General features: G+C 68.1%; 32 protein-coding genes and 1 pseudogene. 19 read left to right on the top strand and 14 right to left on the bottom strand.

Features of this window, described 5'->3' with window-relative positions; genetic code table 11:
* Nucleotides 1-135: 135 nt before the first annotated feature.
* The 7 genes and pseudogenes from KRH_RS04495 to KRH_RS04465 all read right to left on the bottom strand — a co-directional run.
* Complete coding sequence (locus KRH_RS04495; RefSeq protein WP_012397998.1) at nt 136-612, bottom strand: pilus assembly protein TadG-related protein; 477 nt, start codon at nt 610-612, stop codon at nt 136-138.
* An 89-nt stretch (nt 613-701) separates the two neighbouring features.
* A complete protein-coding gene (locus KRH_RS04490) occupies nt 702-1,256 on the bottom strand; it encodes a hypothetical protein (RefSeq protein WP_012397997.1) in 555 nt (184 codons plus the stop codon).
* Complete coding sequence (locus KRH_RS04485; protein ID WP_167528086.1) at nt 1,234-1,644, bottom strand: TadE/TadG family type IV pilus assembly protein; 411 nt, start codon at nt 1,642-1,644, stop codon at nt 1,234-1,236. The genes KRH_RS04490 and KRH_RS04485 overlap by 23 nt, the downstream gene beginning before the upstream one ends.
* Nucleotides 1,616-1,840 (bottom strand): hypothetical protein, encoded by a 225-nt coding sequence (locus tag KRH_RS04480; protein WP_012397995.1) that lies wholly within the window; start codon nt 1,838-1,840, stop codon nt 1,616-1,618. Before KRH_RS04480 ends, KRH_RS04485 begins: the two co-directional genes overlap by 29 nt.
* A 41-nt stretch (nt 1,841-1,881) precedes the next feature.
* Nucleotides 1,882-2,826, bottom strand: a complete 945-nt coding sequence (locus tag KRH_RS04475; RefSeq protein WP_012397994.1) for a type II secretion system F family protein — start codon at nt 2,824-2,826, stop codon at nt 1,882-1,884.
* A complete protein-coding gene (locus KRH_RS04470; RefSeq protein ID WP_012397993.1) occupies nt 2,823-3,680 on the bottom strand; it encodes a type II secretion system F family protein in 858 nt (285 codons plus the stop codon). Before KRH_RS04470 ends, KRH_RS04475 begins: the two co-directional genes overlap by 4 nt.
* A pseudogene (locus tag KRH_RS04465) lies at nt 3,677-4,837 on the bottom strand (CpaF family protein); the annotation flags it as partial. The gene KRH_RS04470 and the pseudogene KRH_RS04465, both read right to left, overlap by 4 nt.
* A gap of 27 nt (nt 4,838-4,864) precedes the next feature.
* Here KRH_RS04465 and KRH_RS04460 point away from each other — a divergent pair.
* The 14 genes from KRH_RS04460 (at nt 4,865) to KRH_RS04410 (ending at nt 12,854) form a co-directional block, all read left to right on the top strand.
* Nucleotides 4,865-6,250, top strand: a complete 1,386-nt coding sequence (locus KRH_RS04460; protein ID WP_012397991.1) for a recombinase family protein — start codon at nt 4,865-4,867, stop codon at nt 6,248-6,250.
* A complete protein-coding gene (locus KRH_RS04455; protein WP_012397990.1) occupies nt 6,247-6,816 on the top strand; it encodes a hypothetical protein in 570 nt (189 codons plus the stop codon). The genes KRH_RS04460 and KRH_RS04455 overlap by 4 nt, the downstream gene beginning before the upstream one ends.
* 162 nt (nt 6,817-6,978) lie before the next feature.
* Complete coding sequence (locus KRH_RS12240) at nt 6,979-7,215, top strand: hypothetical protein (protein WP_041297328.1); 237 nt, start codon at nt 6,979-6,981, stop codon at nt 7,213-7,215.
* Nucleotides 7,212-7,367, top strand: coding sequence for a hypothetical protein (locus tag KRH_RS12390; protein ID WP_012397989.1), 156 nt, complete (start codon nt 7,212-7,214; stop codon nt 7,365-7,367). Before KRH_RS12240 ends, KRH_RS12390 begins: the two co-directional genes overlap by 4 nt.
* On the top strand, nt 7,364-8,269 hold the full coding sequence (locus KRH_RS04445) for a bifunctional DNA primase/polymerase (RefSeq protein ID WP_012397988.1): 906 nt from the start codon (nt 7,364-7,366) through the stop codon (nt 8,267-8,269). Before KRH_RS12390 ends, KRH_RS04445 begins: the two co-directional genes overlap by 4 nt.
* Nucleotides 8,266-9,372 (top strand): ATP-binding protein, encoded by a 1,107-nt coding sequence (locus tag KRH_RS04440; protein ID WP_012397987.1) that lies wholly within the window; start codon nt 8,266-8,268, stop codon nt 9,370-9,372. The genes KRH_RS04445 and KRH_RS04440 overlap by 4 nt, the downstream gene beginning before the upstream one ends.
* A gap of 194 nt (nt 9,373-9,566) precedes the next feature.
* On the top strand, nt 9,567-9,773 hold the full coding sequence (locus KRH_RS12235) for a hypothetical protein (RefSeq protein ID WP_012397986.1): 207 nt from the start codon (nt 9,567-9,569) through the stop codon (nt 9,771-9,773).
* 489 nt (nt 9,774-10,262) lie between these two features.
* On the top strand, nt 10,263-10,478 hold the full coding sequence (locus KRH_RS04430) for a hypothetical protein (protein ID WP_041297326.1): 216 nt from the start codon (nt 10,263-10,265) through the stop codon (nt 10,476-10,478).
* Nucleotides 10,475-10,645: a ribbon-helix-helix domain-containing protein gene (locus KRH_RS12045; RefSeq protein ID WP_012397983.1), complete on the top strand. Its 171-nt coding sequence runs from the start codon at nt 10,475-10,477 to the stop codon at nt 10,643-10,645. The genes KRH_RS04430 and KRH_RS12045 overlap by 4 nt, the downstream gene beginning before the upstream one ends.
* Nucleotides 10,629-11,021, top strand: coding sequence for a hypothetical protein (locus KRH_RS04425; protein WP_041297325.1), 393 nt, complete (start codon nt 10,629-10,631; stop codon nt 11,019-11,021). Before KRH_RS12045 ends, KRH_RS04425 begins: the two co-directional genes overlap by 17 nt.
* On the top strand, nt 11,005-11,703 hold the full coding sequence (locus KRH_RS04420) for a hypothetical protein (protein WP_012397981.1): 699 nt from the start codon (nt 11,005-11,007) through the stop codon (nt 11,701-11,703). The genes KRH_RS04425 and KRH_RS04420 overlap by 17 nt, the downstream gene beginning before the upstream one ends.
* A gap of 122 nt (nt 11,704-11,825) precedes the next feature.
* The gene (locus tag KRH_RS04415) at nt 11,826-12,005 is read left to right on the top strand and encodes a hypothetical protein (RefSeq protein ID WP_126341217.1); all 180 of its coding nucleotides are present in this window, start codon (nt 11,826-11,828) and stop codon (nt 12,003-12,005) included.
* Between the two features lie 12 nt (nt 12,006-12,017).
* A complete protein-coding gene (locus KRH_RS12370; RefSeq protein WP_158301519.1) occupies nt 12,018-12,194 on the top strand; it encodes a hypothetical protein in 177 nt (58 codons plus the stop codon).
* 27 nt (nt 12,195-12,221) lie between these two features.
* Entirely contained in the window at nt 12,222-12,854 is a 633-nt protein-coding gene (locus KRH_RS04410; RefSeq protein ID WP_012397979.1) for a recombinase family protein, read from the top strand.
* Nucleotides 12,855-12,907: 53 nt separating this feature from the next.
* Here KRH_RS04410 and KRH_RS12365 read toward each other — a convergent pair whose 3' ends face one another.
* On the bottom strand, nt 12,908-13,078 hold the full coding sequence (locus KRH_RS12365) for a hypothetical protein (RefSeq protein ID WP_012397978.1): 171 nt from the start codon (nt 13,076-13,078) through the stop codon (nt 12,908-12,910).
* A 263-nt stretch (nt 13,079-13,341) separates the two neighbouring features.
* Between KRH_RS12365 and KRH_RS04405 the strand changes: the two genes are divergently transcribed.
* From KRH_RS04405 to KRH_RS04390, 4 genes are all read left to right on the top strand, one after another.
* Nucleotides 13,342-15,870, top strand: coding sequence for a tape measure protein (locus KRH_RS04405; RefSeq protein WP_012397977.1), 2,529 nt, complete (start codon nt 13,342-13,344; stop codon nt 15,868-15,870).
* Between the two features lie 90 nt (nt 15,871-15,960).
* Nucleotides 15,961-16,389 carry a hypothetical protein gene (locus KRH_RS04400; RefSeq protein ID WP_012397976.1) on the top strand — a complete coding sequence of 143 codons (429 nt, stop codon included), beginning with the start codon at nt 15,961-15,963 and terminating at the stop codon, nt 16,387-16,389.
* 60 nt (nt 16,390-16,449) lie between these two features.
* Nucleotides 16,450-17,001 (top strand): hypothetical protein, encoded by a 552-nt coding sequence (locus KRH_RS04395; protein ID WP_012397975.1) that lies wholly within the window; start codon nt 16,450-16,452, stop codon nt 16,999-17,001.
* Nucleotides 17,002-17,408: 407 nt separating this feature from the next.
* Nucleotides 17,409-17,684: a hypothetical protein gene (locus tag KRH_RS04390; RefSeq protein WP_126341218.1), complete on the top strand. Its 276-nt coding sequence runs from the start codon at nt 17,409-17,411 to the stop codon at nt 17,682-17,684.
* 84 nt (nt 17,685-17,768) lie between these two features.
* Here KRH_RS04390 and KRH_RS04385 read toward each other — a convergent pair whose 3' ends face one another.
* From KRH_RS04385 to KRH_RS04370, 4 genes are all read right to left on the bottom strand, one after another.
* Entirely contained in the window at nt 17,769-18,455 is a 687-nt protein-coding gene (locus KRH_RS04385) for a hypothetical protein (protein ID WP_012397973.1), read from the bottom strand.
* A gap of 68 nt (nt 18,456-18,523) precedes the next feature.
* Nucleotides 18,524-18,814: a hypothetical protein gene (locus KRH_RS04380; RefSeq protein ID WP_012397972.1), complete on the bottom strand. Its 291-nt coding sequence runs from the start codon at nt 18,812-18,814 to the stop codon at nt 18,524-18,526.
* A 209-nt stretch (nt 18,815-19,023) separates the two neighbouring features.
* Nucleotides 19,024-19,503 carry a DUF2304 domain-containing protein gene (locus KRH_RS04375; protein WP_012397971.1) on the bottom strand — a complete coding sequence of 160 codons (480 nt, stop codon included), beginning with the start codon at nt 19,501-19,503 and terminating at the stop codon, nt 19,024-19,026.
* Nucleotides 19,504-19,518: 15 nt separating this feature from the next.
* Entirely contained in the window at nt 19,519-20,163 is a 645-nt protein-coding gene (locus KRH_RS04370) for a glycosyltransferase family 2 protein (RefSeq protein ID WP_041297323.1), read from the bottom strand.
* Between the two features lie 184 nt (nt 20,164-20,347).
* On the opposite strand from KRH_RS04370, the gene KRH_RS04365 reads away from it, so the two are divergent.
* Complete coding sequence (locus KRH_RS04365) at nt 20,348-22,381, top strand: DUF6541 family protein (protein ID WP_012397969.1); 2,034 nt, start codon at nt 20,348-20,350, stop codon at nt 22,379-22,381.
* Nucleotides 22,382-22,461: 80 nt separating this feature from the next.
* On the opposite strand, the gene KRH_RS04360 is transcribed toward KRH_RS04365, so the two are convergent.
* Nucleotides 22,462-23,283, bottom strand: coding sequence for an ABC transporter ATP-binding protein (locus KRH_RS04360; protein WP_226905904.1), 822 nt, complete (start codon nt 23,281-23,283; stop codon nt 22,462-22,464).
* Nucleotides 23,284-23,391: 108 nt separating this feature from the next.
* Nucleotides 23,392-24,258, bottom strand: coding sequence for an ABC transporter permease (locus tag KRH_RS04355; protein WP_012397967.1), 867 nt, complete (start codon nt 24,256-24,258; stop codon nt 23,392-23,394).
* Nucleotides 24,259-24,267 lie beyond the last annotated feature (9 nt).

The raw sequence follows: 24,267 nt of genomic DNA, 5'->3' as shown, positions 1-24,267 counted from the left end.
TCGTGGAAACTCAATTACCGATGACACGTCAACTTCTCAACGTGCCGCCCCGGACTGTGGGGCATCTCTCCCCTCAGTTGCGGGCCGTCAGCGCTCCGGGCGGACTTCCAGGGCCGGCCAGGGTCCGCGGCGCGCTCAGCGCCGCATGACGGCGCGCGCATCCCCCGTGGCCGAGATGGGGACCCCGGCCGGGACGATCACGTTGACCACCGGCGGGTGGACCACGGCGGTGAGGGTGACCCGCGCGGTGGTGCCGTCCGTGGAGCCCGTGGGCGCACCGACCGCCAGGCTGCTGACGTCCTGGAACGCCCCCACGGTGCCGAGGTAGCTGGCCGCGGCCCCGGCCACGGCGTCGTTCGTGAGCACGGGCGTGGGCGGCCCGCCGCCCGAGCGGTCCACGGTGGTGAAGGTGTCCGCCGCCGCACCCGCGGCGCGGTCCGCCAACGACTGCAGCTGGCGTTCGCCCACGTACACGCTCGTGATCGCCAGGACCGTGACCACCAGCAGCAGGCTCACGAGCGCAAAACCGATCAGCACCACGGTGGTCTGCCCCGCGTCCGGGTCCTCGGGGTCCGCACTCCGGGCCCGGGTGCCCGGAGCGACCGCCCGCACACGGACCAGTGGGAGGGCCGGGCAGCGATCTCCCGCACGACGACGCCCTCGCCCCGTCCGCGCGGCCCGCACCGGTCCGGGTCCCGCGCTCACGAGTACCGCCCCGAGACCACGGTGACGTCGGCGGTCAGCGTGGTCACCCGGGCCGTCACGAACCCGGGCATGCCGGGCAGGGTCACGCCCAGACTCGCGTGCACGGTGGCCACCGCCCCCGCGGACTCGCACGACCCGTCGGAGCACGAGACGCTGAGGGTGAGGTCCTGCGGCGCGAAGCCGTGGTCCTGGGCCGCCACGGCGGCGACGTCGTGGACACCGGTGCGGTCGAGCTCCCGGCTTTCGAGCACCGAGACCGCCTGCCCGGCCTGCTCGGCGGCGGCCACCACGGCGAACGACCCCGCCTGGACCCTCGCCACCGTCAGCACCAGGTAGATCACCGGAACCAGCAGCAGCAGGCCCAGGCCGATGAACTCCACCACGGCGCTGCCCCGGTCCCGGTCATCGGGAGCGGCGGCGGCGCTGCCCCGGTCCCGGTCATCGGGAGCGGCGGCGGCGCTGCCCCGGTCCCGGTCATCGGGAGCGGCGGCGCGGCCCGAGCGCCCGACCCCGGCAGTGCCCGGCTGCTCACGCGTCCATGTCCACTGCATGCCCGCTCACCTCCAGGGAGGCGGGCGGCCCCAGCGTGGCCACCACCGGCAACGGTGCCACCACACGAACCTCCACTGCGGGCAGCCTCCCCACACTCGTGCGGGTCACCGAGACGTCCTGCGCATAGGCGGTGCCCACGGTGTCCGTGATGATCCCCCGCGTGCGCTGTGCGCCGTCCTCGTCGGTGCGGTCCGCGAGGCTCGCGTACCGGGCCCCGGCCGCTGCGGCGTCGATCAGCGTGTTGCGCACGTGCAGGGTGAAGCCGAGCTGGAGGATCATCCCGAACAGCACGAGCGCGAGCGCCAGAACCATGACGTACTCCGCCACCGCGCTGCCGGCATCCAGGCCCCGGGTGTCCTCACAGGCCGGAGACGCGGTTGATCGCATCTTGGAAGAGCCCTTCCAGAGCGGGGCGGGCGATCAGCAGCAGCCCCGCGACGAGCACGGCGGACATCAGCGTCAGCATGACCCAGCCGGGGACGTCCCCGCGGTCGGGGTCCTCCTGCCGGGCGCCCAGCCGCGCGGGCAGGGCGACGGCGAGCAGCCACCACACGGTCGATCGGCAGCGCACCAGGTATTTCATGATCGTCTCCTTCTGGCTCTTGGTCGGTACGGAAGATCCACTCAGAATCCGAGGTCCAGCACGGCCAGCCCCGGGAACACCGCGAACGCCACGCTCAGCGGGAGGATGAAGAACACCACGGGCACGAGCATCGCGATCTCCTTCTTGCCCGCCACCTCCATGAGCACACGCTTGTCGTGGTCCCGGACGTCCTGGGCCTGCGCGCGCAGCACCTCGGCGAGCGGCGTGCCGCGCTCGATGGCCACCACGATGCCGTCCACGAAACGCCCCAGCGCAACCACGTCGGTGCGTGCGGAGAAGTCCTGCAGGGCGGTGGTGAGACCGGAGCCCGCGCGCGTCTGGGCGAGCACGGCGCGGAACTCCCCGGACAGCTCCCCCTCGGCCACGCGGCATACCCTCTCCAGCGCCCCCACGGTGCTCTCCCCCGCTCCCACCGCGAGGGCCATGAGCTCGGCGATCGCGGGGAACTCCGCGACCATGAGCTTCTCGCGCCGGCGGATGCTGCGGCTGAGCAGGTTGTTGCGCAGCCACACGCCGCAGCCCGCGCCCAGGACGACGCCCACGGCCACGATCGCCACGCTGACCTCGGCCCGCAGCACGAGGGCGATGCCCCCGACGCCGCCGAGCACACCACCCGCGACCGCGCACAGCACCTGCTCCGCCCGGTAGTCCATGACGTCCTTGCGCGAGCCGTCCCGCACGAGCCTGCGGGCAAGCACCTCCGTGTTGGAGAACAGCGGCGCCGCCCGCTGCAGGATCCAGGACATCGCGGCGCTGCCGGCGGCACCGGTCAGGGAGCGTCCGCGGGCGCGCCTCGCGTGCCACCCGCCGCCGTCGTACCCCCCGGCCAGCTCCGCGGCGCGCAGCTGGGGTGCGATCCGGTCCGCAAAGCTGGGTGCGCCCACGGCCTTCACGGCGCCCAGCAGCAGCCTCAGGCCGAGGGCCAGCACGAGTCCGAGCAGCGCCGAGGTCAGCGGGACGTTCATCGCAGCACCCGCCGTTCGGTGGGCAGCGCGCCGAGGCGGAGCATGAGCTGGTAGGCCGCCACGGACACCGCCAGTCCGCCGAGCAGCACCACCGCGCCCGCCGGGGTGTTGTAGGCCTGGACGGCCGCGGGCTGGGTGGCCATGAGGCCGAGGATCAGCCACGGGGCGGCCACGGAGAGCCGCGCGGCGTTGACCGTCCACGACTGGCGGGCCTCGAGCTCGCTGCGGGTCCGCTCGTTCTCGCGCAGGAACTCGGAGAGGGTGCCCAGCAGCTTGCCCAGGTCCGTTCCCCCGACCTCACGGGTGACCCGCAGGGCCTCCACGATGTTGTCCGCCACGGGATCCGCGAGGCGCTGCTTGAGCATGGTGAGCGAGCCGTGGAGCTGACCGCTGGCCCGGTAGTCGGCGGCGAACCGGGCGAAGGCCGGGCGCAGCGGTTCCGGGCCGCGGTACTGCAGCTGCATCAGGGCCTCCGGCAGCCCCATGCCCGCGCGGATGGCCGAGCGCAGGTGGTCCACCACGTCCGGCCACACCTCGCGCAGCACCGCGGTGCGGCGGTGGGCCCGGCGCCGCACGAACCATAGGGGGACCCAGAGGGTCACCAGGAAGACGCACAGGCCGAAGACCGCAGCCGAGGTCAGGGCGAGCACCAGCACCCCGGCCACCCCCGCGAGCAGCAGGCTCAGTCCGATGAAGGCGCCGAGCGAGATCCCCGGCAGGTCCGCCTGCAGCAGCAGGGTGCGGAACCGGCCGGTCCTGGCGTGCCGGGTCCGCTGCACGGGTGGCCGCGTCCAGCACGACCACCAGACGAGGAACACCCCGGCCCCCAGCACCGCGCCCACGAACGCGCTCACGGTGCCACCCGCCCGGTGCCGCGGCCGGCCCGGGAGCCACGGCCGGCCCGGGAGCCACGGCCGTTCTGCCGTCGACCGCCACCTGCGGCGCGGCCGTCACCGGAGCTCGAACCGTCGGATCCGCTGCCGCCCGGACCCCCGTGGTGAGCCGCGGCCGGTCGAGAGGCCGGGGACTCGGGGGCATCCGGGGCGCCGACGGCGTCGTCGTGCAGCAGCTGCGCGGGGACGTGGCCCGCGCGCTCGAACCGCTCCGGTGACGGCACCTCGGATGCCACCGCCCGCAGCACGCCGTTCTGGCGCCGGAAGATCGGGTACGTCTCGATCACGCCGTTCTCCACCCGGTTGCCGATGCCCAGGATCTCCGCGACGTGACGGTGTCCCGTGGGGTCGCGGTGGCAGTGCACCACCAGGTCAAAGCACGAGGCCACGGTGGGGACCACGAACGCGGAACTGATGTTCTCGCCGGCCAGCAGGGGCAGCGTGCAGATCTTGGTCACGGCGTCCCGCGCGGAGTTGGCGTGCAGCGAGCACATCCCCGGCAGCCCCGCGTTCAGGGCGATCAGCATGTCCAGGCTCTCGGCCTCCCGCACCTCCCCGACCACGAGCCGGTCCGGGCGCATCCGCAGCGCCTCCTTGACCAGCCGGCGCAGCGGGATCTCGCCCGTCCCCTCCAGGTTCGCCTGGCGGCACTGCATGCCAACGACGTCGCGCAGCGCCACCTTGAGCTCGAAGACCTCCTCGACCGTGACCACCCGCTCCCGCGGCCCGATGGCGGCGCACAGGCAGTTGAGCATGGTGGTCTTGCCCGCCTGCGTGGCGCCGGAGACCAGGATGTTCAGCCCGGACTCCACGGCGGCCCGCAGGAACTCGGCGGCCTGGACCGTGAGCGAGTCCAGCGCCACGAGGTCGCTCAGCCGCCGCGCACGGGCCACGAACTTGCGGATGTTCACGGCCCAGTGCGCCCGGGTCACGTCCGGGATGACCACGTGCAGCCGGGAACCGTCCGGCAGGGAGGCGTCCACGAACGGCGAGCTCAGGTCCAGCCTGCGCCCCGAGGACTTGAGCATGCGCTCCACCAGGGTGCGCACGTGCGACTCGCTGAGCACCAGGCTGGTCAGCTCGGACTCGCCGCCGCGGGCCACGTAGATCTCGGCGGGTGTCAAGATTGAGCTAGAATCTCTTTTATGGACGCTGTCATCTACGCCCGCATCAGCCGTGACGCTGAGGGCACAAGCCTGGGTGTGAACCGTCAGCTCGAGGACTGTCGGCAGGCCGCGAGCGCCCGCGGGTGGACCGTGGTCCATGAGTACGTGGAGAACGACACCTCCGCCACCCGGGCGAAGGTCCGTCCCCAGTACCAGCAGATGCTCCGGGACCTCGCCAACGGGATCGCCGGCGCGCTCATAGTGTGGGACGTTGACCGGCTTACCCGCACACCCCGCGAGCTCGAGGACGTGATCGACCTAGCGGACGCCCACAGCATCGCGCTGGTGTCCATCGGCGGGGAGATCGACCTTGCAACTCCACAAGGCCGAATGACGGCCCGGATCAAGGGCAGTGTGGCGCGGCATGAGACGGACCAGATGGCGCGACGTATCCGCCGTAAGCAGCGTGAACGGGCCGAGCAGGGCCTCCCTAATGGGCTGTGCCCGTTCGGGTGGCGCCGGGTCTACGACGACCAGGGACGCCGTGCAGGGAGCCGTGACGTGGCGTATGCGCCCGAGGCGGAGCAGATCCGCGACGGGGTATCACGACTGCTTGCCGGTGAATCGGTCAGGTCCATCGCCATGCGGTGGAACACGGAGGGGTTACCCACTCAGCGGGGCAACGGATGGAGGACTGGCACGGTCCGGCAGACCCTCCGGCGGGCCGCGAACGCCGGGCTCCGCGAGCACAAGGGTGAGATTTTTCCCTCCGACGTGATTGAACCGCTCATCACCGAGGACGAGTTGCACCGGGTACGGGCGCTCCTGGCGGACCCGGGGCGCCGGGTGCAGCACGGCACCACCCCCGCCTACCTATTGACGGGGATCGCCGAGTGCGGCCGGTGCGGCGGCAAGATGCGCTACTTGAAGCCACGAGGGCGCCACAACATCCCGTCCTACGGGTGCCGAGACTGCACCAGGGTGGCCCGCTCCATGGGCCTAGTGGACGCCGTGGTGGAGGGCGCGATCCTGGGGCGCCTGCAACGCCCTGACGTGCTCGAGACCCTGCCCACCATGGACCCGAAACGCGGGGACGACCTGCGCTCGCAGGCCGAGGCGCTCGAGGCGAAGCTGTCAGAGGCTGCGGATCTGTTCACGGCTGGCACGATCACTGGTGAGCAGCTGTCCAGGATCACGGCTGGGGTCCGCCCCCAGTTGGAGAGGACCCGGGCGCAGTTGGCGGACCTGACACCGGCGAGCGCCGCGGCCGCGATAGCTGGTGATGATGCGGTGGCCCGCTGGGAGGACGCCACCCTGCTGGTGAAGCGGGAGATCGTGGACACCTTGATGACGGTGACCATCCTGCCCGCGGGGCCGGGCCGGGGACGAGACCCCGAATCCGTGAAGATCGAATGGAAGGCATGAGCATGGAAATCACCCCCGCCTGGGACAACTCCGAACGGACCTACCTGCACGAGGGCAGCTACTTCGTGACCCCGAAACTGCCCGCGTCCGAGGGCGAACTGCTGGTGCGCTGCACCGATGGCGGACAGCACCCGTCCCGGGAGCTGGGCCGGGGCCGGTGGGCTGAGGTCATGTCCGGGGAGGACGTGCCGGCGTCCCTGGTGTTCTGGGATGCGCCCATCACAGCCCACGGCCGTCCGCGGTTCGTCCCCCAGGCCCGCATGTTCGATCACAAGCAGCAGGACGAGGTGACCTCGAAGCGGGGCGACGCTATCGACTACGCCCCCAACGACTACACGGATCTCAACATGGAGGATCCCGGCAGGGTGGGCCCTGGCATGAGCGTGGGCAAGGTGGAGTTCCAGTGCCCTACCTGCCGCCGCCGGGTGGTTCTCGCTCCCGTGAAGCTGGGCATGTACGTGTTCCTGGACCTGGTCGCCCGCAACGTCTCGCACGGCGAGCGCGCACGGGTGGACGTGTCCCGGTTGCGAGAGCTACCCGCAATCCTCACAGAGAAGCGTGCTTGACACTCCAGGCATGATATGCTTATCCCGTGAGCATTAGGCACAGTGCTCACATGTCCGCGTGCGAGGGCATGACAAGACGTCAGACGCAATGCACGAATTTTGAGCCGCTGAAAATCGTGGCTCGATTCGTTGTGCCCGAATCCTGCGAAGGATCAGCGTCTGATGTCTATCGAAACACCACAGCGAGCGCGAGCCCGCCTCGGGGCCCTCTCCCGGTTCGCCGCTTCTGATACCGCCCGGCTCTCCACTGCCCGGCGTGACCTCGTGGCCGCCAATCTCAAGGCCACCGTCCTCCAAGCCACTACCGGCGACTACTCCATCAGCGCTGCCCAGCGTGATGAGCTGGTCCGCATCCTGTGGGCTAACACCTCACCCCTCAACGAGGGGGTGTCCGCATGAGCAACGTCATCCGCGGACAGTTCGGCACACCGGACCTGGACGCCTACGTGGCCCGTCTCGTGGCCGAAGCTCCCCCGCTCAACGACGCCCAGAAGGCCGCGCTCGCGGGCCTCCTGCGCCCCGTAGAGACCCGTGGGGGTGCAGCAGCATGACGGCAAAAAAGAACCCCCCGGCGGGCAACCAGGGGGCCTCGAAGAACGATCTTCCGAACCACCACCAGTCTACCCGCGATCACCTTTACGCGCTCGCGATTCACGGCTTCCACCTGTTGCCGTTGATCCCGGGTGAGAAGCGGCCGGCGATCACGGACTGGGAGAAGCGGGCCACCGTGGACCCCGCCCAGCTCGACCGGTGGCCGAAGGGTGCCGGCGTGGGTATCGCGTGCGGCCGCTCCGGGCTGGTGGTGATCGACTGTGATTCCCATGGTTCCACCCCTCCGCCTGAGTGGGACCGGCCCGGGATCCGTGACGGGGTGGACGTGTTCGCGGACCTCTGGTCCCGCCACTCCCCCAACGTGTCCATGTTCGACACGTTCACTGTGACCACACCGAGCGGAGGGCTGCACCTGTACTTCCGCGCCCCGGTTGGCTCACGGATCCGAAACCGCACCGGAGTGGAATGGCAGGTCGATGTCCGCGCCCACGGTGGCTACGCGTGCGGGCCCGGAACCAACCTCAAGCAAGGCACCTACACGCCAGCAGGAGACCCTGGGAAGCTCCTACCCCTCCCCCAGTGGCTTCACGACATGCTGGCCCCGCAGGAGCCCGCACAGCGCCGCCCCATGCCCGTGGCCCCCCCCACACGTTCGCAGGCGGACCGTCGTGTGGCCGGGTTGCTCCGCACTGTGTCCACCGCTCCCGAGGGGCAGCGGAACAGCACTCTGAATTGGGCGGCGTGGCAGCTCGCGCAAGACGGGCTGCTGACACAGGAGTACGCCACCGCTCTGCTCCACGCCGCCGAAACAGCCGGTCTTCCCCAGGCCGAGGCCATCAGAACCATCCGATCAGCAGCCACCCCAAGGGGCGCCAGCACCCGAGGGGGCGCAGCAGCATGACCGTAGAACCATTCGCCGACTTCCCGGAGAGCGCCGAGTTCAAAGAGCCGGACCCGGCCGTTGCCCGCGAACGCATGGTCATCAACGAGATGGAGCGCATGCAGATCCGCGAGGAGGCGCGCCGACGGATCGCGGCCGAGTCCTCCACAGTCTCGGAACTCCCGGCCCTGTCCACCCTCGCGGACCGGCTCGCAGCGCCCCGCACGCGTCCCCGCTGGCGAATCCAAGACATGTGGCCCGCCGGGGGGCGCATCAACCTTGTAGGGGCGCCCAAGGCCGGCAAGACCACCATGACCACCAACGTGGTCCGGGCACTAGTGGACGGCGGGCAGTTCCTCGGGAAGTACACCACCGAGGCCGTCCCCGACTGCGAGGGCCCCGCGGTCGTCGTGTTCGACTTCGAGATGACCGAGGACATGCTCCTGGACTGGTACGAGGACGCTGGGATCACCAACACCCACAAGGTGGAGACCGTGCTGCTCAACGGGCTGGGCTCCGGGTTCGACTTCACCAACCCAGCTGTGCGCGCCGAGCTGGTGAACCGGTACGGCGGCGCCCACACGTACATCCTCGACCCCGTGGGGCCGCTGCTGGCTTCGCTCGGGCTGGACGAGAACTCCAACAGCGACGTGCAGCGGCTGCTCACGGCCTGGGACGAGTTCGTGCGGGAGCTCGGCGGTCAGGAATCCATGGTCACGATGCACGCCGGGCACAACGGCGAGCGCGCCCGTGGTGCCTCCGCGTTCCTCGGGTCCTGCTCTGCAGTGTGGACGCTGATGCGCGAGGGAGAAGAACCAGGCGCGCCCCGGTTCCTCAAGACCATGGGGCGGATCGAGGGCATGCCCAAGACCCGGTTGGCGGTACAGGGACGGACCCTCACCATCCTGGGGCACCTCACCCCCGAGAAGATCGCAGATGCCAAGGGGGAGCAGATCCTCGACTACCTCGCCACCGTCTGCGTATGGCAGGGGCGGGACCGCATCCGCAGCAAGGTCGGAGGATCCCAGCCAACCGTCACTCAGGCGCTAAGAGAGCTTGTCGATTCCGAGCAGGTTCTCCACGACAACAAGAAGGGCTACGGCCTCCCTCACTGGTCGTCCTGACCGGTGGCCTGACTCCCGGCCCCCTTAAGGGGGGCCCGGGAGAGTCAGGGGGCCTGACTCTCAGCCCTGACTCGCCCTGACTATCCGCTGACTCTCGGGGGTCAGGCCCCCTGACTCAACCCTGACTCAACCCCTGACTAAGCCCTGACTCTGGCCCACCCGAGAGTCAGGGGGTACGAGAAAGAGAACACCTCATGGAACAGCAGAAAGCATTCACCCCGCAGGACACAAACGAGCAGGACTACCACCACCGCCGGGTCGAACAGATGCTCACCAACGCCAAGACCAAAGCGGACCTGCAACACCTCGTGCGCGCACTCGACGCCCGCAACATGCAAATACAGCACCTCAACCGCGCACTCCAACACCAACTCCACCAGCACCGGAAGGGCACCCCATGAACCCCCACCAGAGTCACGCACAGGACGGTAACGCAGTAGCCCCACACCCCACGAAAATGGCGTGCACAGGACTGGCGGAAAGCGCCACCACTAGCCCCGCAGAGGCCCCCGTAATTACCTCCACAGGACTTACCGATTCCGGCCCCGAACTTTCGGCCATAGGACTTTCGGATCCTGCCCCGGTGGACCCCCACGAGGTCCGCGCCCGGCTCACCCGCCGCGGGTCACAGAGCGGCCTCGAACTGGACGGCGGCACCGGGGTGGTGTTCATCCCGCAGCACGCACTCCCGGACCTGCGACGCCGCCTGCTGCTGGCTCAGGAGCGGTTTACGGCTATGAGTGGCCCGGTGCCCGGGAAGCGGCGGAAACGTCGGCCTGCGAGCGCCCGGTGACATTGCCCGCCGTCCACCTTTCGGCATCGTTTTGACCCCACATTGGTATCACAGCCCCGGGCACCCAGCCCCGGGGCACGACCACCAGGAGGGCCACATGGCCAAGCTCGACCCCCAGAACCCGCCGGACTTCGAGAAGTTCGGACGGGCCCTCTGGACGGAACTGACCACCCTCAAGTTCGGCGAGCGCGGGAACAGTGCGCGGGTCGCTGAGACCGCTATCGAGTGCGCGCTCTCGGTCTCCCGGAACTACCACGCCAAGTCCGCCGAGAACATCGCGTTCAACAAGTGGGCGGACGAGGTGGGATTGTGAGCACACCCCACCTGCAGCGCCTCGTGGTGGCCATGCCCCCGGACATGATCCGCCGAGTGGACACCCTGCGCTCGCTGACCGGCACCAGCCGCGCCGGGTTCATCCGGCTCGCTGTGGCCGACTACCTGCGTCCCCTGGGCGGCACCACCCATGACGCCCAGCCCTGACCTCGTGGCCGCGGTGGAGGGCATGCGCCGGTTCGGGTCCTACGGGATGCCCCTCATCAAGGCCATTGAGGACTACTTCCGAGAAGGCGTCCAGGACATCGCCACATGGGACGAGCTCCACGCCAGGGTCCTCACCGAGTGCGGCACCTTCCCCCCGTTCACGGGAGGGGCGGACCCTGAGGGCCCGTCCGGGGTGCCCCTTGTGGGCCTGGGGCGACCCAGCGCAATCGAGTTTTGGGTCAACGGCACCGTGTACCGCCGCCCGGACCTCGAAACCCTCCACAAGGCCACACAGGCCACCACCGCGAAAACGTGGCTGAAGCATGACGCCCGTTACCCCACCCCGAGAAAGAAGAACAATGAGCACCAGAGCTGAACGACGACTGCGAGAAGCCCAGACCATCCTCGAACAGGCCGCCCAGGCGCACCAGACCGCCGCTGCAGCGTTCGCCGCCCTCGAGGACCGGGCAGTGTCCGGGGAGGACGTTGACCCCCTGGAACTGGCCGGCGCCCAAGGAGACCTTGGGATCAAATCCAAGCGGGTCCAGCGCGCCCAGACGGCCGTTGACGCCGAACAGGCCACCGTGGACGAGGAGAAGGCCCGAGCCCGCCACCGTGAGCTCGTAGAGGCCGCGAAGGCCACCCAGGTGGACCTCAGTACCGCCGAGGTGCGCACGGCCATGGAGGACCTTTTGCGGCGCGCCTACGCGGCCTCCGACGCATGGTCCGAGCTGCAGGCCGCGGTCCGGGCCGAGCATGGGGAGATCCCGTTCTACGGACCCGGCAACACGGCACCCGACGGGGTGAAGTCCCCCACCCTGGTCAAGCTCGACGGAGTAGGTTACCCGGACCCAGATCCTTACCGCCTCGCTCGTGATCTGCGCGACCTGGTGGACCGGGTGTTCGAGGATGTGGGCATTGAGCGTGCCCGTGCGCGGCCCGCCGGTCAGGAGGTACCCGTGTCGTGGCAGGCGCGTGCTGTGAAGGCCGGGGTCGAAGCGGCGCGTGAGGACCAGCGGCGGTGCACACCGGAACCAACCCCAGACGCCGCCGCGTAGGATCAGCAGCAGGACGAACACCCCGGTGGGCGGGTTTGGACAGGACCCGCCCACCGGCATCTTGAAGGAGCGCGAGCATGACACCCGAAGACCTGGCAGCGGCCGGCCTCTCACAGAGCGCAATGGCGACAGACGATGAGCTCGCGGGACTCGTGGACGAGATAGAGGCAATCCTGCTCCAGGCCCAGGGCACCCCCGGGGACCTCGAGGAGCAGCTCACACGCGCCCGCCTGGACGGGTTCGTGTACGGGTACAGGCTTGGCGCCCGCCCCACGGATACCCAAGCCACTCAGGACCTCTGAGAGGATCAACAGATGGCCACGATCACCGAGACATTCCACGCGATGACCGAGGACGATGCCACGACGACAGTGGACGCGCTCGCAGGCATGTTGGACGCGCTGCCCGCTGACGATTCGGACCCTGTAGACCGGGCCACCCGCGCTGGGGTGGAAGGTTTCTTGACGGGCTATCACGCAAACCATACATAAAGGGTTCCCTTTATGTATGATTAGGGCATGACCACCCCCCAGCTGCACGTCATCGGCTACGTCCGCGTCTCCACCAGCAAGCAGGATATTGGCCCTGAGGTGCAGATCGCCGCCCTCCGAGCCGAAGCGCACCGGCTGGGCTGGGAGCTCGACCTGCGACGCGAGAACGCGGCGAGCGCCAAGACACTCAAGAACCGCCCAGTGCTCGCCCAAGCCCTCGCGGACCTCAAAGCCGGGAAGGCTGACGCGCTCGCCGTGTCCAAGCTCGACCGACTCTCCCGCTCCGTGGCGGACTTCGCTGGCCTGCTCGAGACAGCCACCCGCCAGCACTGGGCGTTGATCTGCTTGGACCTGGGGATCGACACGTCCACCATCACTGGCGCCGCCATGGCACAGGTCACCTGCACGTTCGCGGAGATGGAGCGGAAGAAGATCGCCGAGCGCACCCGTGACGGCATGGCCAAGATCAAAGCCACCACCGGCAAACACATGGGCCGGGCCTCCGTACTCTCCCAGCCCACCGTGGACCGGATCCACCGCGAGCGAGCCGCCGGCCTTTCATACGCCAAGATCGCCGCGGCCCTGAACGACGAAGACGTCCCCACCGCCACCGGGCGCACCTGGCACGCCTCCACTGTGCGACAGGTGCTGACCAGGTGAGACCTGTCACCACCTGCCCAAAACCGTGAGACCCTATGCGTATGGATGCACCCTCATGCCGCAATTGCCAGACCGCCAAATATCTGCGAATCCTGAAGTTCGAGCGACTGCACTTTGAACGGGATGACGTCCGGTCTGCGCAGGGAAGGATTCAGCGGCCGCCGCGCCGCGTAGAAGCCGAGGCCGCGTACTTCTGCGGCCAGTGTGGTTCCTTCGACGGCCATTCTGTGCCCGAGGATTGGTTTCCCCCTGAGCATGTGATGAGTGACCACGACATTCTGGTCGAATGCGGTCAGTTCGCACCTGAGCCGAGGAGGATTACCCGAATGACACCCGATGGGGGAACCGTTACCACCTCGTAGGGCCCATTCAGAGGTGCTCTAGAAAGTGACCCGCCGCCCCGTCCCCCACTGCCCGGCCACGTCGCGGGAGGGTTGTTCTGACCACGGAACGACTCTGAACGGACCTCAGCTTGGGCAACTCACGGATGACATTCGTCGCCGAGTTCATCGACCGGCTCACCGGCCCCTCCACGAAAGCCAAAAAGGCTGTAGAGGACCTCGGCAAAGCCAGCGAGAACGCGGCCAAGACCACCGACGGCGCGAACAAACGGGTGGAGCAGTCCGAACGGCGCCGCGCCAAGACCGCACGGGACACCGCCGCCACGGTCGCAGGCAGCGAGCGCCGCAGGACCCGCGCCACCCAGGACACCACCCGGGCCACCGAACGCGGTGCACGCGCCCAGTCCAAGGCCGCGCAGGCAACCGCCCAGGCGATCCAGGCACACGGGCGGCGCGCCAACCGTGAACTGGGCGCCACACGGTCCTCAGCGAACCGGACCGCGAGCGCCCTGCAGTCCATGGCGACCCGTGGGGCCGCTGACCTGGGATTCCTCAGCGGCGCATGGGGGCGGACCGCGACCAGCGTGGAACGCTCCTCCCGCCGGATGCACCGGGCCACCGGGCTCGTGCGCGCCCAAGGCATGGCGAAGGACTGGAACTCCGCGATGGACTCCATCGTGCGCCGCACCGCCGGGTCTGTCTCCGAAGTCGAGAACACGCTCAGCAGCATGGGGTCCAAAGCGAAGATGGGCGGCGCGCTCGTGGGCGGCATGGCGCTCGCCGGGGGCGCGAAACGCATCGCTGACGTGCAGCAGGCCGACGTGGTCATGGAGACCATGGGCATGTCCGACAAGGACCGCGGGAACATGATGGGCCAGTTCAAGGGCCTCGCCCAGGACACCCCGTTCTCCACCGGTTCTATTGCCGCTCTCGGGTCCGGGCTGATCTCATCCGGCATGGACCAGTCCAAGGTCCATGACGCGCTGCAGGGCGCTATCGACACGTCCGCGACCTACGGCATGTCCCTCGAAGAGATGGCGCTGCCGTTGAAGCAGATTCAAGCCAAGGGCAAAGCCCAGGGCGACGACATGATGCAGCTCATGGACCGCAACATCCCCATGATGGATTGGATCGCGAAGCAGAAGGGCGTGGACAAGTCCCAGGTCCAGGACCTCGTGTCCAAGGGCCAGGTGTCTGCGGACGACGTGTTCTCAGCGCTCGCCGCTAACTCGGAGGGCGGCGCGGAGAAGGCTGCTGGGACGTTGAAGGGGTCGTTCACGAACTTCACGTCCAGCCTGTCCCAGGCCGGGGAAGCGTTCCTCTCCCCCATGACCGATGACCTCACCGACTTCTTGCAGGTCGCCAAGGAGTCGGTGAACAGTATGAAGCCCGCACTGTCCGTGCTCGGCGAGTTCGGTGGGATCCTGCTGAAGGTCCTCAAACCCACCCTGCCCGTGCTGATCCCCTTGATCGCCGCAGGCGGGGCGGCGTTCACCGCCTACCGGTCCGTGAAGACGGCCACAGCGCTGCTCGGGTTCTTCGCCGGGCGCCGTGGTGTGGGCGGTGTGGTCGAGGCGCTCCTGGGCAGCCGTGGGGCCACAGCCCTCACCAGCATCTTCGGTGGGGAGCTCCGCTCCACCGGCCGGCACGCGAAGTCCTCAACCCGTCAACTTGGCGGGCTCACCGACATGCTCGGCAATACCACCCGGAAGATGGACCGGGGCGCGTTCTCCGCGAAGGGTCTCGCCAAGAACTTCGGTCTCGCCGCCGCTGCCGCGGGTGGTCTCGCCGCCGCGGGGGCTGGCATGGAGGGCCTGAACAAGCTGAACGCGGACCTGAACCCCTCGGGTGCGGAGAACAGCATCGCCACCGGCGGTGATGTGAACGCCGAGATGAAGGGCAAGGACTGGGCCAACAAGAACGGGTCCATCCTGGGTGGCACTATGTCCGGGGTCAACGGTATCGGCGACGTCATCAACAAGAAGCAGAACATGGGGTGGGGTGACAAGGCCACCGGTTGGCTGGGCCACGGGGCCGGCAAAATCCTCCACTACGGGTCCTTCGGCGCGATCCCCGAGTACAAGGACGGGTGGGACAAAGCGTTCGACAGTCTCACCGAACAGGACAATGCGCTCGCCAGCCTGGTGGGCACCCCTGGCGCGGGGCAACGCTGGAACTCCATCCTCGGGGACGCTCACCGGGCCGGGGTGTCCGACAGCGACACACTCGCCGCGTTCCCTAACTACAAGGCCGCGGTCACGGACCGGTTGTCGAACCTCACCCCACCGGTGAAGGCCGACGACAACACTCTGCTGCAGTACATGGGCAACACGTCCGGGTACCGCAAGGGCGGGTTCACCGGCATGGGTGCGGGTAGTGCAGTGGCGGGCCTGGTGCACCGCAACGAGTACGTGATGCCCGAAGCCGTAACCTCCCGCCCGGGGATGCTCCCAGCCCTCCGCCAGATCCACCGCACCGGGGAGGTGCCCGGCGCTCGCAGTGCGTCCAACGTCCGGCACGGGGATGTGATCGACCAGAGCATGCACGTGCAGGTGTCCGCGAACACGGCCCAGGACGCGGCGGTCATCAAGGCCGAACTGGAGCGGTTCTTGGCTCAGCGGGAGCGCCGGGCGGCAAACCGGCACGGTACCCGTGAGCTGCGGGGCGCGCACTGACCCCCAGGTAACATTCCCGCCCCAACCTGTATCAGGCTCTGGGGCGGGAATACTTAGCGGAAGCAACCCCCCATTGCTAAGGACCCCCCCATGCGCCACATCACGCGCCGTAACGCCCTCATCGCCAGCCTCTGGGCCCTCGTGGCCGTCGCCGTCATCATGACCTGGACGATGATCCAGAACGATATGAACGAGCAGAAGGGCAAGGAATGGCTGGCCGGCTACCAGCAGTCCCTTGCCAGCAACGCGGGCGCGACCTCGTGGGAGAACGCGTGTGCGGAGACGTCGCTCTCCTGGGTGTGCGGCATGAAGTCCATGACAGCTACGGCGCCCGGCGAGATCACCGTGGAGACCGGGCTTGAGGACTCCGACAGTCAGGACGGGTGGCGGTACGCGCACACTCTCGCGGACCCGGATTGGACCGACAACAACCCGGCCACGGGTGTAGTCATCGTGGACCGGCACGGTGTCGAGCACTTCTATTCCAAGCGGAAGCTGGACCAGGGGTACGGCGGGTAATCCCCCGCGGTCCCAGAGACCATGCCAAAACTCGACTGAACCGAACCTAGGAGCACCCCCATGCGCCGTTACACCATCCCCCTCACCGTCGTCGCCGCATCCTTCGTCCTGACCGGGTGCGCCGCCTTCACTCCCGAGGCCGCCCCTACGGTCATGGTCACTGCGACCCCGAGTGAAAGCTACGTCCACACCGGGGAAACGATGTCCGAGCAGGACGCCCAAGGGGAGGCTCCGGCCGCGGACGCCACCCAGGCGGCCGAGGAGCCTGCGGCAACCCAGGTTCCCGCGTGGGATCCTAACCACAGGGGGCCCTCAGCCTCCGTGGACGAGTACCTGCGGGCCGATCTGCCGCATCTGTACAACCCGAACACGCCGATCACGAAGATCGGTGTTGAGGACGACGATGTGATCATTGACTTCAAGCTGCCAATGGGGGCCAATGCCACCACCAACTATGCGGGCCCCATGGTCAAGGAGGTCGCAGAGGCCCTCCGTCAGCACACGGATGATCCGAACATCGCGGCACTCGACCTCGTGGCGGTCCGCACCTCAGACGGGGGCACTGCAGCGATGGGGCAGGTGACTCCGCATCCTCAGTGTGCCGGCTGCTGAAGTACCTGCATCCCTGGCATCGTCCCCCGCATCCCAGCCGATCCCCACCAGGAGACCAATCCATGCGTCGTTACATCGTCCCTCTAGCCCTCCTAACGCTCGCTTTGAGCGGGTGCGGCTCAAACGAGACCGCCCCTGCCGAATCGCCCAGTAGCGCGTCCAGCAGTCCGAGCGCTTCCCCGACTGACACGGCGAGCGCCACGCCCACTGCCACTGCGCCCGCGAGCGCCTCTGAGAGCGGGGAGCCCTCAGAGGCGGCGCCGAGCGATGAACCGACGGGAGGGTCCGAAGGGTCAGGCAGCGCGATCGGCGGCCCCCCGGCGGACCAGGATGGGCAAACGACGAGTTTGAATGAGTTTCTCGCCAGTGGAGGCAAGTGCGCGTCGGATTACTTCCCGGCTGGGCCTTTGACGGACGAGGCAATGGCCGAGGTGCAGGACTACTGCGCCTCCCAGGAAGACTCTGCGGAAGCCGCCGAGCCCAATGGTTACCAGCGTCCCGAGGCCGACGAGAACGGCTATGTGGGCCCCTCCAAGGAGTTCTACGACTACAAGGGGTACGTGGAGCCCGGGTTCGAATACCAGGTGGGCTCGGAATGCTTCGAGCCCTCTCTGGGACGATGCAAGACCAGTGGCGAGATCCAGTCGGAGTACATGGCGGAACAGAACGGCGGCACCCCGTAGCCCCGTCTCCCTGGCATGAAGAAGCGGCCCCCTGCGTGATGCTGAGGGCCGCTCTCTTATCCCCTGGTGTCCCCTGTTACTTGGCTACTCACCGGACCAGTAGCTGGCCTGGTCCGGGTGGTCCTCGAGCAGACGGTCGATCTCTTCCCCGAGGCGCTTGTGGAACGCCACCAGGTTGTTCACTGGGTGCCCGGGGCCGTCCACTTTTCGGTCCTCGATCCTCACCGCGAGCTGCACCCCGTGTTCCGGGGACCACACCCGGGTAAGGATGAACTCGGATTCCTTGCGCTCGCCGTCCAGGCCGTCCACGTCGGTGTCCAGCATCGTCCCGAAGTGGCCGTCGTCTTCGCCGATCTCACTGGCGGCGCCGGGTTCCATTCCCGTGTCTGGTCCGCCGAAGGGGCACGCACGGGCGAGGGCGACCACGTAGACCCCTTCCCGGCCGTTCACGGGCTGCCAGTTCTCGTCGCTGAGGATCTTGTCGCGGGTGGTTTCTCCGTCACCCTGGAACCATTGGCGGCGGCGCGCCTCGAGGGCACGGCTCACGGCAGTTCGCTCGCGGTCCGTGGCGTCCTTCATGGAGTAGGCCGAGATGGTGTGACTTGTGGAGTCATAGAGCATCCCCCCGTAAATCCACATGTAGTCGCCGGTCTTGGTTTGGTGCAGGTGGCTGGTGGGCCCGGGGGTGGTGCCGAGGGTCCAGGTTTTGAACTTGGGCCAGGCTTTGATCTCGGCGGGGGTGGGGATCTTGGATTCGGTGCGGTTGCTCATGGTGCTCGCCCTTCTTGGGTCCGGTGAGGTCGGTGTGACCTCCTGACACCAAGAAACCTAAACGCGTTTTACGCAGGCCCGTTGATCCAGATCTCCTCGACCTCGGGGTCGTCCAGATAGGGCTGCAGGGGCCCGTAGCCGGCCACGAGGTCCAGCACGGTCTTCCGTGCGGCCTCGAGATCCTGGAGCCGGGGCAGCCCGGCACGCGCCGAGCGGACGTCGTAATCGGAGACCACCGAGGCCACGATCTGGCGGGTGGGCTCCACCTCGTGCAGCGGATCGAGCCCCGCGCGGCGGATCTGCTCGCGCACGTCCGCCTCGATCAGTCCGATTGCGTCCTCGGCAACACCCGTGGCCATGGCTCCCCCTGGGGTTCCCCCGAACCCGTTACTGGCTGGTCATCTCTGGGGGAACGCTAGGGGAAATCGGGGGCCGTGGACACGACCGCGGCGCTGATCTGTGGATAACCGCCCTGACCTGCGCCGATGAACGGGGTGCGCCACGTCATGCTCGGACGCAGAATGCATCCTCATGAAAAGTGATACGGGTCACCGTGGTGCCCGCGAGGTCAGATGGCCGTGGAGCCGCCCCGTGCGGCGTCGCCCGTCGAGTCGGCGGGGCCCTCTTGCGGGACGTCGGCGGGACGCGCGATGGGCGACGCCGCGGCGAAGGTGAGCACCGAGGGCCGCTGGGCGTGGGCGGCGTCGTGCTCCCACGGCTTCTCCGCCTCCGCGATGGCGATGTGACGGGCCAGGCGCGTCACATTGGTCTCCTCCACGCGGCGGCGCTGGGCCGAGGTGTACTGGGTGACCATGAACAGCACCACGAGCGCGTAGAGCACCAGGTCGGTGCCGCGGCCGATGCCCAGTGCGCGGGCCACCTGCGTGACGAGGTCCGGCACCAGGATGGACACGGCCGCGAACAGGAAGAACGCCACGGCGGCCAGCCGGCGGATGGCCTGGTGCTTGGCGTTGGCCCCGCCACGAACGAGCGTGAGGGCGCCGTAGGCCACGGCGAGGATCAGGACGATCTGTACCACGATGGTCATGGGGGTGCGCCTCCGCTACTTCACGAAAAGTTCGGCCAGGATGTTCACGCCGTTGAGCAGGGACTGGCCCTTGCCGCGCGAGTAGTCCGTGTAGATGATCTCCACGGGATGCTCCACCCAGCGGGGCTGCAGCTCCGCGAAGCGGTTGACGATCTCCGAGGCGTGGGCCATGCGGTTCTGCTTGAGGTGCAGTTCGGCCACGGTGGCCCGGTCGATCGCGCGCAGCCCGTTGTGGGCGTCCGAGAGGTCCATGCCGCTCGTGAACTTGGACACGAACGCGGCCGTGCGCAGCACGAGGCGCTTGAGCGTGGACACCTGGGTGCGGTCGTCGAGGAAGCGCGAGCCGAGCACCACCTCGGCCTCCCCGCTGCGGATGCGCTGGACCATGTCGTACGCATCGACCACGCGGTGCTGGCCGTCCGAGTCGAACGTGACCACGCAGTCCATCTCCGGATCCTGCAGGGCGTACTCGAAGCCCGTCTGCAGCGCGGCACCCTGCCCCAGGTTGATCGGGTGCTGGACCACCACAGCCCCGGCGTCCCGGCAGATCTGAGCGGAGTCGTCCCGGGAGCCGTCGTCCACGCACACCACGTGGGGGAAGGTCTTCCGGAGACTCTCCAGGACCTCGCCCACCACCTCGGCCTCGTTGTACACGGGCATCACAATCCACGCTCGACTCACCCGACCATTGTTCCACAGCGTGCGGCACCAACCGCTCCCCCTCGGATGGCCGGATCTCTACAAAGATTCTACGAGTTCTCCCGCGGACCCCGTCCGGGTGCCCGCACGCCGTCCACTAAACTTCCCACGTACCCGCCCCCTGCCGTCTGGAGTCCTGGATCCCGTGAGCTGGCTCGAAGCACTTCCCTCGTATGCGCTGGTGGGGATCCTGATGGTCCTTCCGGGCGCGCTGCTCAGCGTGGCCCTCGGTCTGCGCGGGCTAGCCCGCAGCGCGGCGGTGATCCCGCTGTCCGTCGCAGGGTTCAGCGCCTCGGCAGTGATCTTCGGGCTCGTGGGAGTGCCGTGGAACCCCCTGACGGTCACGCTCGCATTCGTCGTGGTGGCGCTCGTGCTGTGGCTGGCACTACTGCCCGCTCGACGCCGCCTGCTGGCCGGCCCGTGGGTGGGCACCACCCCCTGGCGGGAGCGCATCACCACCACCACCGTAGGGCTGTGGTGCGCGGCCGCGCTGGGCATCGGGATCGTGGTGCAGCGGCTGCACCTCATCATGCAGACGCCAGACGCCTACTCGCAGACATACGACGCGAACTTCCACTACAACGCCGTCCGCTACATCCAGGAGACCGGACAGGCCTCCTCCCTCACCCTGGGCGGCCTCGGAGTGGGTGATCCCACCTTCTACCCCGCCGCATGGCACGGCACCGCCGCTTTCTTGACACAGGTGACCCACGCACAGGTGACCCTCACGGCCAACGCCATGACCATGATGGTCTGTGGCGTGGCATGGGTGCTCGGCAGCCTCTACTTCACCACCCGACTGCTCGGCTCCCGACCTGCGGTGACCGTCGCCGCGGGCCTCATGGCCTCCTCCTTCCCCGCCTTCCCCTATCTGCTGAGCTTCTACGGCATCCTCTACCCCAACGCCATGTCCATTGCGTTCCTCCCGGTCTGGCTGGGCTTGCTCACCGAGGCCCTGGGGCTCTCGCGGGAACCCCGCCGGGGGTCGCGCACCGCACTCTGGGTGGTGATCCTCGCCGTGACCGGGGCGATGGGTCTCGCACACCCTTCCACGGTCGTGGTGGGGCTCGCCCTGCTGTGGGTCATGCTTCTCACGGTGTGGTGGCGTGCCCTCTGGCACACCAATCCGTGGTGGCGCAAGGCCCTGGGGGCGGTGGGTCTCGTGGCCTGGCTCGCGGTCCTGCAGCAGATCTGGTTCGCCGCACGCGCCAGCCAGTCCGCGTCCACCTGGAAACCCCACGCCACGGAGCCCCAGGCGCTGGGCGAGGCCCTGGCGACCGTCCACCCCATCGCCCCGCACCTGCCGTGGGCTCTGGTCATCGTGGTGCTCCTGGGAGCGGGGACCCTGCTGCGCCACACCTCACGATGGGTGGTGGGCCCATGGGCGTTCCTGGTGTGGCTCTACGTGCTGGTCTCTTCGTCCCGGGACGCCGGGCTGCGCTACGACTGGGGAGGGATCTGGTACAACGACGTTCACCGCATCCTGGCCCTGATCCCCGTGGTCGCGGTCCCGATGGCGACCGCCGGCGCCGTCGCAGTCCTGCACTGGGTGGTGTCCCGCGCTCGCCACACAGTGTCCCGGGCGGCACAAAGTCACCGGGCCCCGGAGAGGGTGCGCGCCACGGCCGCGAGAACAACGCCGCTCCTGCGCTCCCGTGCCAGCGCCGTGGTCGGCGGGGCACTGGCGGTGGCCCTGGGGTGGCAGCTGCTGCAGACACAGGCCATGACAGACATCGTGAACTACGGCAGGGGCCAGTACGCGGGCGGCGGGAGCTACCCCTACGCCCTGGTCTCCCCCGAGGAGCGAGACCTGCTGGAGAAGCTGCCCGAGTACGTACCCCAGGACGCGGTGGTGTTCGGCAACCCCCTCACGGGCACGTCCCAGGCCTACGCGGTCTCGGGCACCAAGGTGCTCATCCCCCACAACGGACTGGTGTCAGACCCGGGTGTGTCCGTCATCATCCACCACCTGGACGAGCTCACCACGGACCCCGCAGTCTGTCCCGCAGTCAAGGAGCACAACGTGCAGTACGTCCTGGACTTCGGGTCCCGACAGGTGAACCCGTTCGCCCAGTTCGACGCCGCGGGCTACGACCAGCTCACTCCGGAGAACGGGTTCCAGCTCGTGGCACAGACCGGGCCGGACGCCAAGCTGTACCGGATCACCGGGTGCGGGTGACCCGCTAGGGCTGAACGGACGACGGCGCCGCGAGAGCAGAACTCTCGCGGCGCCGTCGTTGGCCGGGAACCGAGGCGGCCTCAGCCGGCCAGCGGGCCGTCCAGATCCGGGTCGTACTGGGGCACGAACTCCTCACCGCGCTCGGCGGCCTCGCGGGCTTGCCACTCACGCTTGCGGCGCTTGTCCTCCAGGGCGCGGGCCATGCCCTCGGCATGCTCCCGCCGGACGTCCTCCTCCGGCTGGTTGCGCATGTGCGCCACCGCGCCGTAGACGGTGCCGTCGAAGACTTTCTTTCCGTGGTCCATCACGATGCCCCGCTCGCAGATGTCCATGACCAGACCGAGGTCGTGGCTCACCACCACGAGGGTCTTGCCACGGCGCACCAGGTCCTTGATGCGGCCGATGCACTTCTTCTGGAACGGTTCGTCCCCCACGGAGAGGATCTCGTCCACCAGGAAGACCTCGGGGTCCGTGTGGATCGCCACGGAGAACGCCAGGCGGAGGTACATGCCCGAGCTGTAGAACTTCACCTCGGTGTCGATGAACTCCGCGATCTCCGAGAACGCCACGATGTCCTCAAACTTCTGGTCGATCTCCTCCTTGGTCATGCCCAGGATGGCGCCGTTGAGGTAGACGTTGTCCCTGCCCGTGAGGTCCGGGTGGAAGCCGGCACCCACCTCGATGAGACCGGCCACCTTCTCCCGGGTGACGATCTCCCCGGAGTCGGGGTTCATCACCCCCGAGATCATCTTCAACGTGGTCGACTTCCCCGACCCGTTGAAGCCGAGCAGTGCCACGGTCTCCCCGTCGTAGATGTCGAACGAGACGTCGTCCAGAGCGGTGAACTTGGCCGTGAGATCGCCCTTGCGTCCCTTGACCAGCCACACGAAGGCCTCTTTCATGGACCGCGTGTGGCGGAGGACGAACTCCTTGGTCATGTGTCTGACGCGGATGGCGAGATCCGTGTCCGTCCGCCCGGGTGTGTGCTGAGTGCTTGAACTAGACATTTTTCACAGCTCCTGCGCGAAGTTGCCCTCGTGGGCGCGGAACAGACGGTCACCGATGAAGAACACGAACGCCGTCACCAGCAGTGCCAAGGGGGTCCACAGGGACAGCAGGTGCGGCGGGACGTGCCACAGCTGCGGGGTGTCCGTGGTGGAGAACCAGAAACCGTAGTGGAACAGCTCCACGGCCACCGTCAACGGATTGAGCATGTAGACGTAGTAGACCCAGTCCCATAGCTTGTCCTGGACCATCATCCACATGTAGAGGACGGGCGAGGCCCACGTGGCCACCATGATGATGAGGTCCACGATGTTCTCCGCGTCCCGGAAGAACACGTTGAAGGTCGCGAACATCATTCCCAGTCCCAGGGAGAAGGCCGCCACCAGGACTGTGCCCACGACGACCGCCAGGAACTGTTTGAGGTCCGGACTCCATCCCGTGATCAGGCACGCGATCAGAAGGATGATCAGCTGCGGGACGAAGTGGATGAGCGCCACCAGGAGGTTCGACACCGGGAACAGCTGGCGGGGCAGGTAGATCTTCTTGAGGAGCCCCCCGTTGGACACCACGGAGCGAGAGGCGTTGCCGAAGACCTCCCCGAAGAGGTTCATCACCACGATGCCCGAGAAAAGGTACACGGCGAAGTTCTCGATGCCCCGGTTGAGGTCCAGGAACACGCCCATGGCGATGTAGAACACCAGGAACTGCACACCGGGCTTCAAGTAGGACCAGAGCAAGCCCAGGACCGTTCCGCGGTAGCGGATCTGGATCTCCTTGTCGGTGATCAGCTTGAGGAGGAACCGGTGGTGCACCACGTCCCTCAGCCCGCGGTCCTGCCCGGGGGGCCTCAAATTCCCTGCATTGCTGGTCATGTGACCTCG

The sequence above is a fragment of the Kocuria rhizophila DC2201 genome, assembly GCF_000010285.1.
Lineage (GTDB): Bacteria > Actinomycetota > Actinomycetes > Actinomycetales > Micrococcaceae > Kocuria > Kocuria rhizophila_A.
This window is presented reverse-complemented; position numbering and strand designations above follow the sequence as displayed.

What these genes read in the sequence shown, in the direction of transcription:
- KRH_RS04490 (WP_012397997.1), bottom strand. Translation starts at nt 1,256, where the DNA reads ATGCAGTGGACATGGACGCGTGAGCAGCCGGGCACTGCCGGGGTCGGG.
- KRH_RS04485 (WP_167528086.1), bottom strand. Translation starts at nt 1,644, where the DNA reads ATGCGATCAACCGCGTCTCCGGCCTGTGAGGACACCCGGGGCCTGGAT.
- KRH_RS04480 (WP_012397995.1), bottom strand. Translation starts at nt 1,840, where the DNA reads ATGAAATACCTGGTGCGCTGCCGATCGACCGTGTGGTGGCTGCTCGCC.
- KRH_RS04475 (WP_012397994.1), bottom strand. Translation starts at nt 2,826, where the DNA reads ATGAACGTCCCGCTGACCTCGGCGCTGCTCGGACTCGTGCTGGCCCTC.
- KRH_RS04460 (WP_012397991.1), top strand. Translation starts at nt 4,865, where the DNA reads ATGGACGCTGTCATCTACGCCCGCATCAGCCGTGACGCTGAGGGCACA.
- KRH_RS04455 (WP_012397990.1), top strand. Translation starts at nt 6,247, where the DNA reads ATGAGCATGGAAATCACCCCCGCCTGGGACAACTCCGAACGGACCTAC.
- KRH_RS12240 (WP_041297328.1), top strand. Translation starts at nt 6,979, where the DNA reads ATGTCTATCGAAACACCACAGCGAGCGCGAGCCCGCCTCGGGGCCCTC.
- KRH_RS12390 (WP_012397989.1), top strand. Translation starts at nt 7,212, where the DNA reads ATGAGCAACGTCATCCGCGGACAGTTCGGCACACCGGACCTGGACGCC.
- KRH_RS04445 (WP_012397988.1), top strand. Translation starts at nt 7,364, where the DNA reads ATGACGGCAAAAAAGAACCCCCCGGCGGGCAACCAGGGGGCCTCGAAG.
- KRH_RS04440 (WP_012397987.1), top strand. Translation starts at nt 8,266, where the DNA reads ATGACCGTAGAACCATTCGCCGACTTCCCGGAGAGCGCCGAGTTCAAA.
- KRH_RS12235 (WP_012397986.1), top strand. Translation starts at nt 9,567, where the DNA reads ATGGAACAGCAGAAAGCATTCACCCCGCAGGACACAAACGAGCAGGAC.
- KRH_RS04430 (WP_041297326.1), top strand. Translation starts at nt 10,263, where the DNA reads ATGGCCAAGCTCGACCCCCAGAACCCGCCGGACTTCGAGAAGTTCGGA.
- KRH_RS04425 (WP_041297325.1), top strand. Translation starts at nt 10,629, where the DNA reads ATGACGCCCAGCCCTGACCTCGTGGCCGCGGTGGAGGGCATGCGCCGG.
- KRH_RS04420 (WP_012397981.1), top strand. Translation starts at nt 11,005, where the DNA reads ATGAGCACCAGAGCTGAACGACGACTGCGAGAAGCCCAGACCATCCTC.
- KRH_RS04415 (WP_126341217.1), top strand. Translation starts at nt 11,826, where the DNA reads ATGGCGACAGACGATGAGCTCGCGGGACTCGTGGACGAGATAGAGGCA.
- KRH_RS12370 (WP_158301519.1), top strand. Translation starts at nt 12,018, where the DNA reads ATGGCCACGATCACCGAGACATTCCACGCGATGACCGAGGACGATGCC.
- KRH_RS04410 (WP_012397979.1), top strand. Translation starts at nt 12,222, where the DNA reads ATGACCACCCCCCAGCTGCACGTCATCGGCTACGTCCGCGTCTCCACC.
- KRH_RS12365 (WP_012397978.1), bottom strand. Translation starts at nt 13,078, where the DNA reads ATGGCCGTCGAAGGAACCACACTGGCCGCAGAAGTACGCGGCCTCGGC.
- KRH_RS04405 (WP_012397977.1), top strand. Translation starts at nt 13,342, where the DNA reads ATGACATTCGTCGCCGAGTTCATCGACCGGCTCACCGGCCCCTCCACG.
- KRH_RS04400 (WP_012397976.1), top strand. Translation starts at nt 15,961, where the DNA reads ATGCGCCACATCACGCGCCGTAACGCCCTCATCGCCAGCCTCTGGGCC.
- KRH_RS04395 (WP_012397975.1), top strand. Translation starts at nt 16,450, where the DNA reads ATGCGCCGTTACACCATCCCCCTCACCGTCGTCGCCGCATCCTTCGTC.
- KRH_RS04385 (WP_012397973.1), bottom strand. Translation starts at nt 18,455, where the DNA reads ATGAGCAACCGCACCGAATCCAAGATCCCCACCCCCGCCGAGATCAAA.
- KRH_RS04380 (WP_012397972.1), bottom strand. Translation starts at nt 18,814, where the DNA reads ATGGCCACGGGTGTTGCCGAGGACGCAATCGGACTGATCGAGGCGGAC.
- KRH_RS04375 (WP_012397971.1), bottom strand. Translation starts at nt 19,503, where the DNA reads ATGACCATCGTGGTACAGATCGTCCTGATCCTCGCCGTGGCCTACGGC.
- KRH_RS04370 (WP_041297323.1), bottom strand. Translation starts at nt 20,163, where the DNA reads ATGCCCGTGTACAACGAGGCCGAGGTGGTGGGCGAGGTCCTGGAGAGT.
- KRH_RS04360 (WP_226905904.1), bottom strand. Translation starts at nt 23,283, where the DNA reads ATGAAAGAGGCCTTCGTGTGGCTGGTCAAGGGACGCAAGGGCGATCTC.
- KRH_RS04355 (WP_012397967.1), bottom strand. Translation starts at nt 24,258, where the DNA reads ATGACCAGCAATGCAGGGAATTTGAGGCCCCCCGGGCAGGACCGCGGG.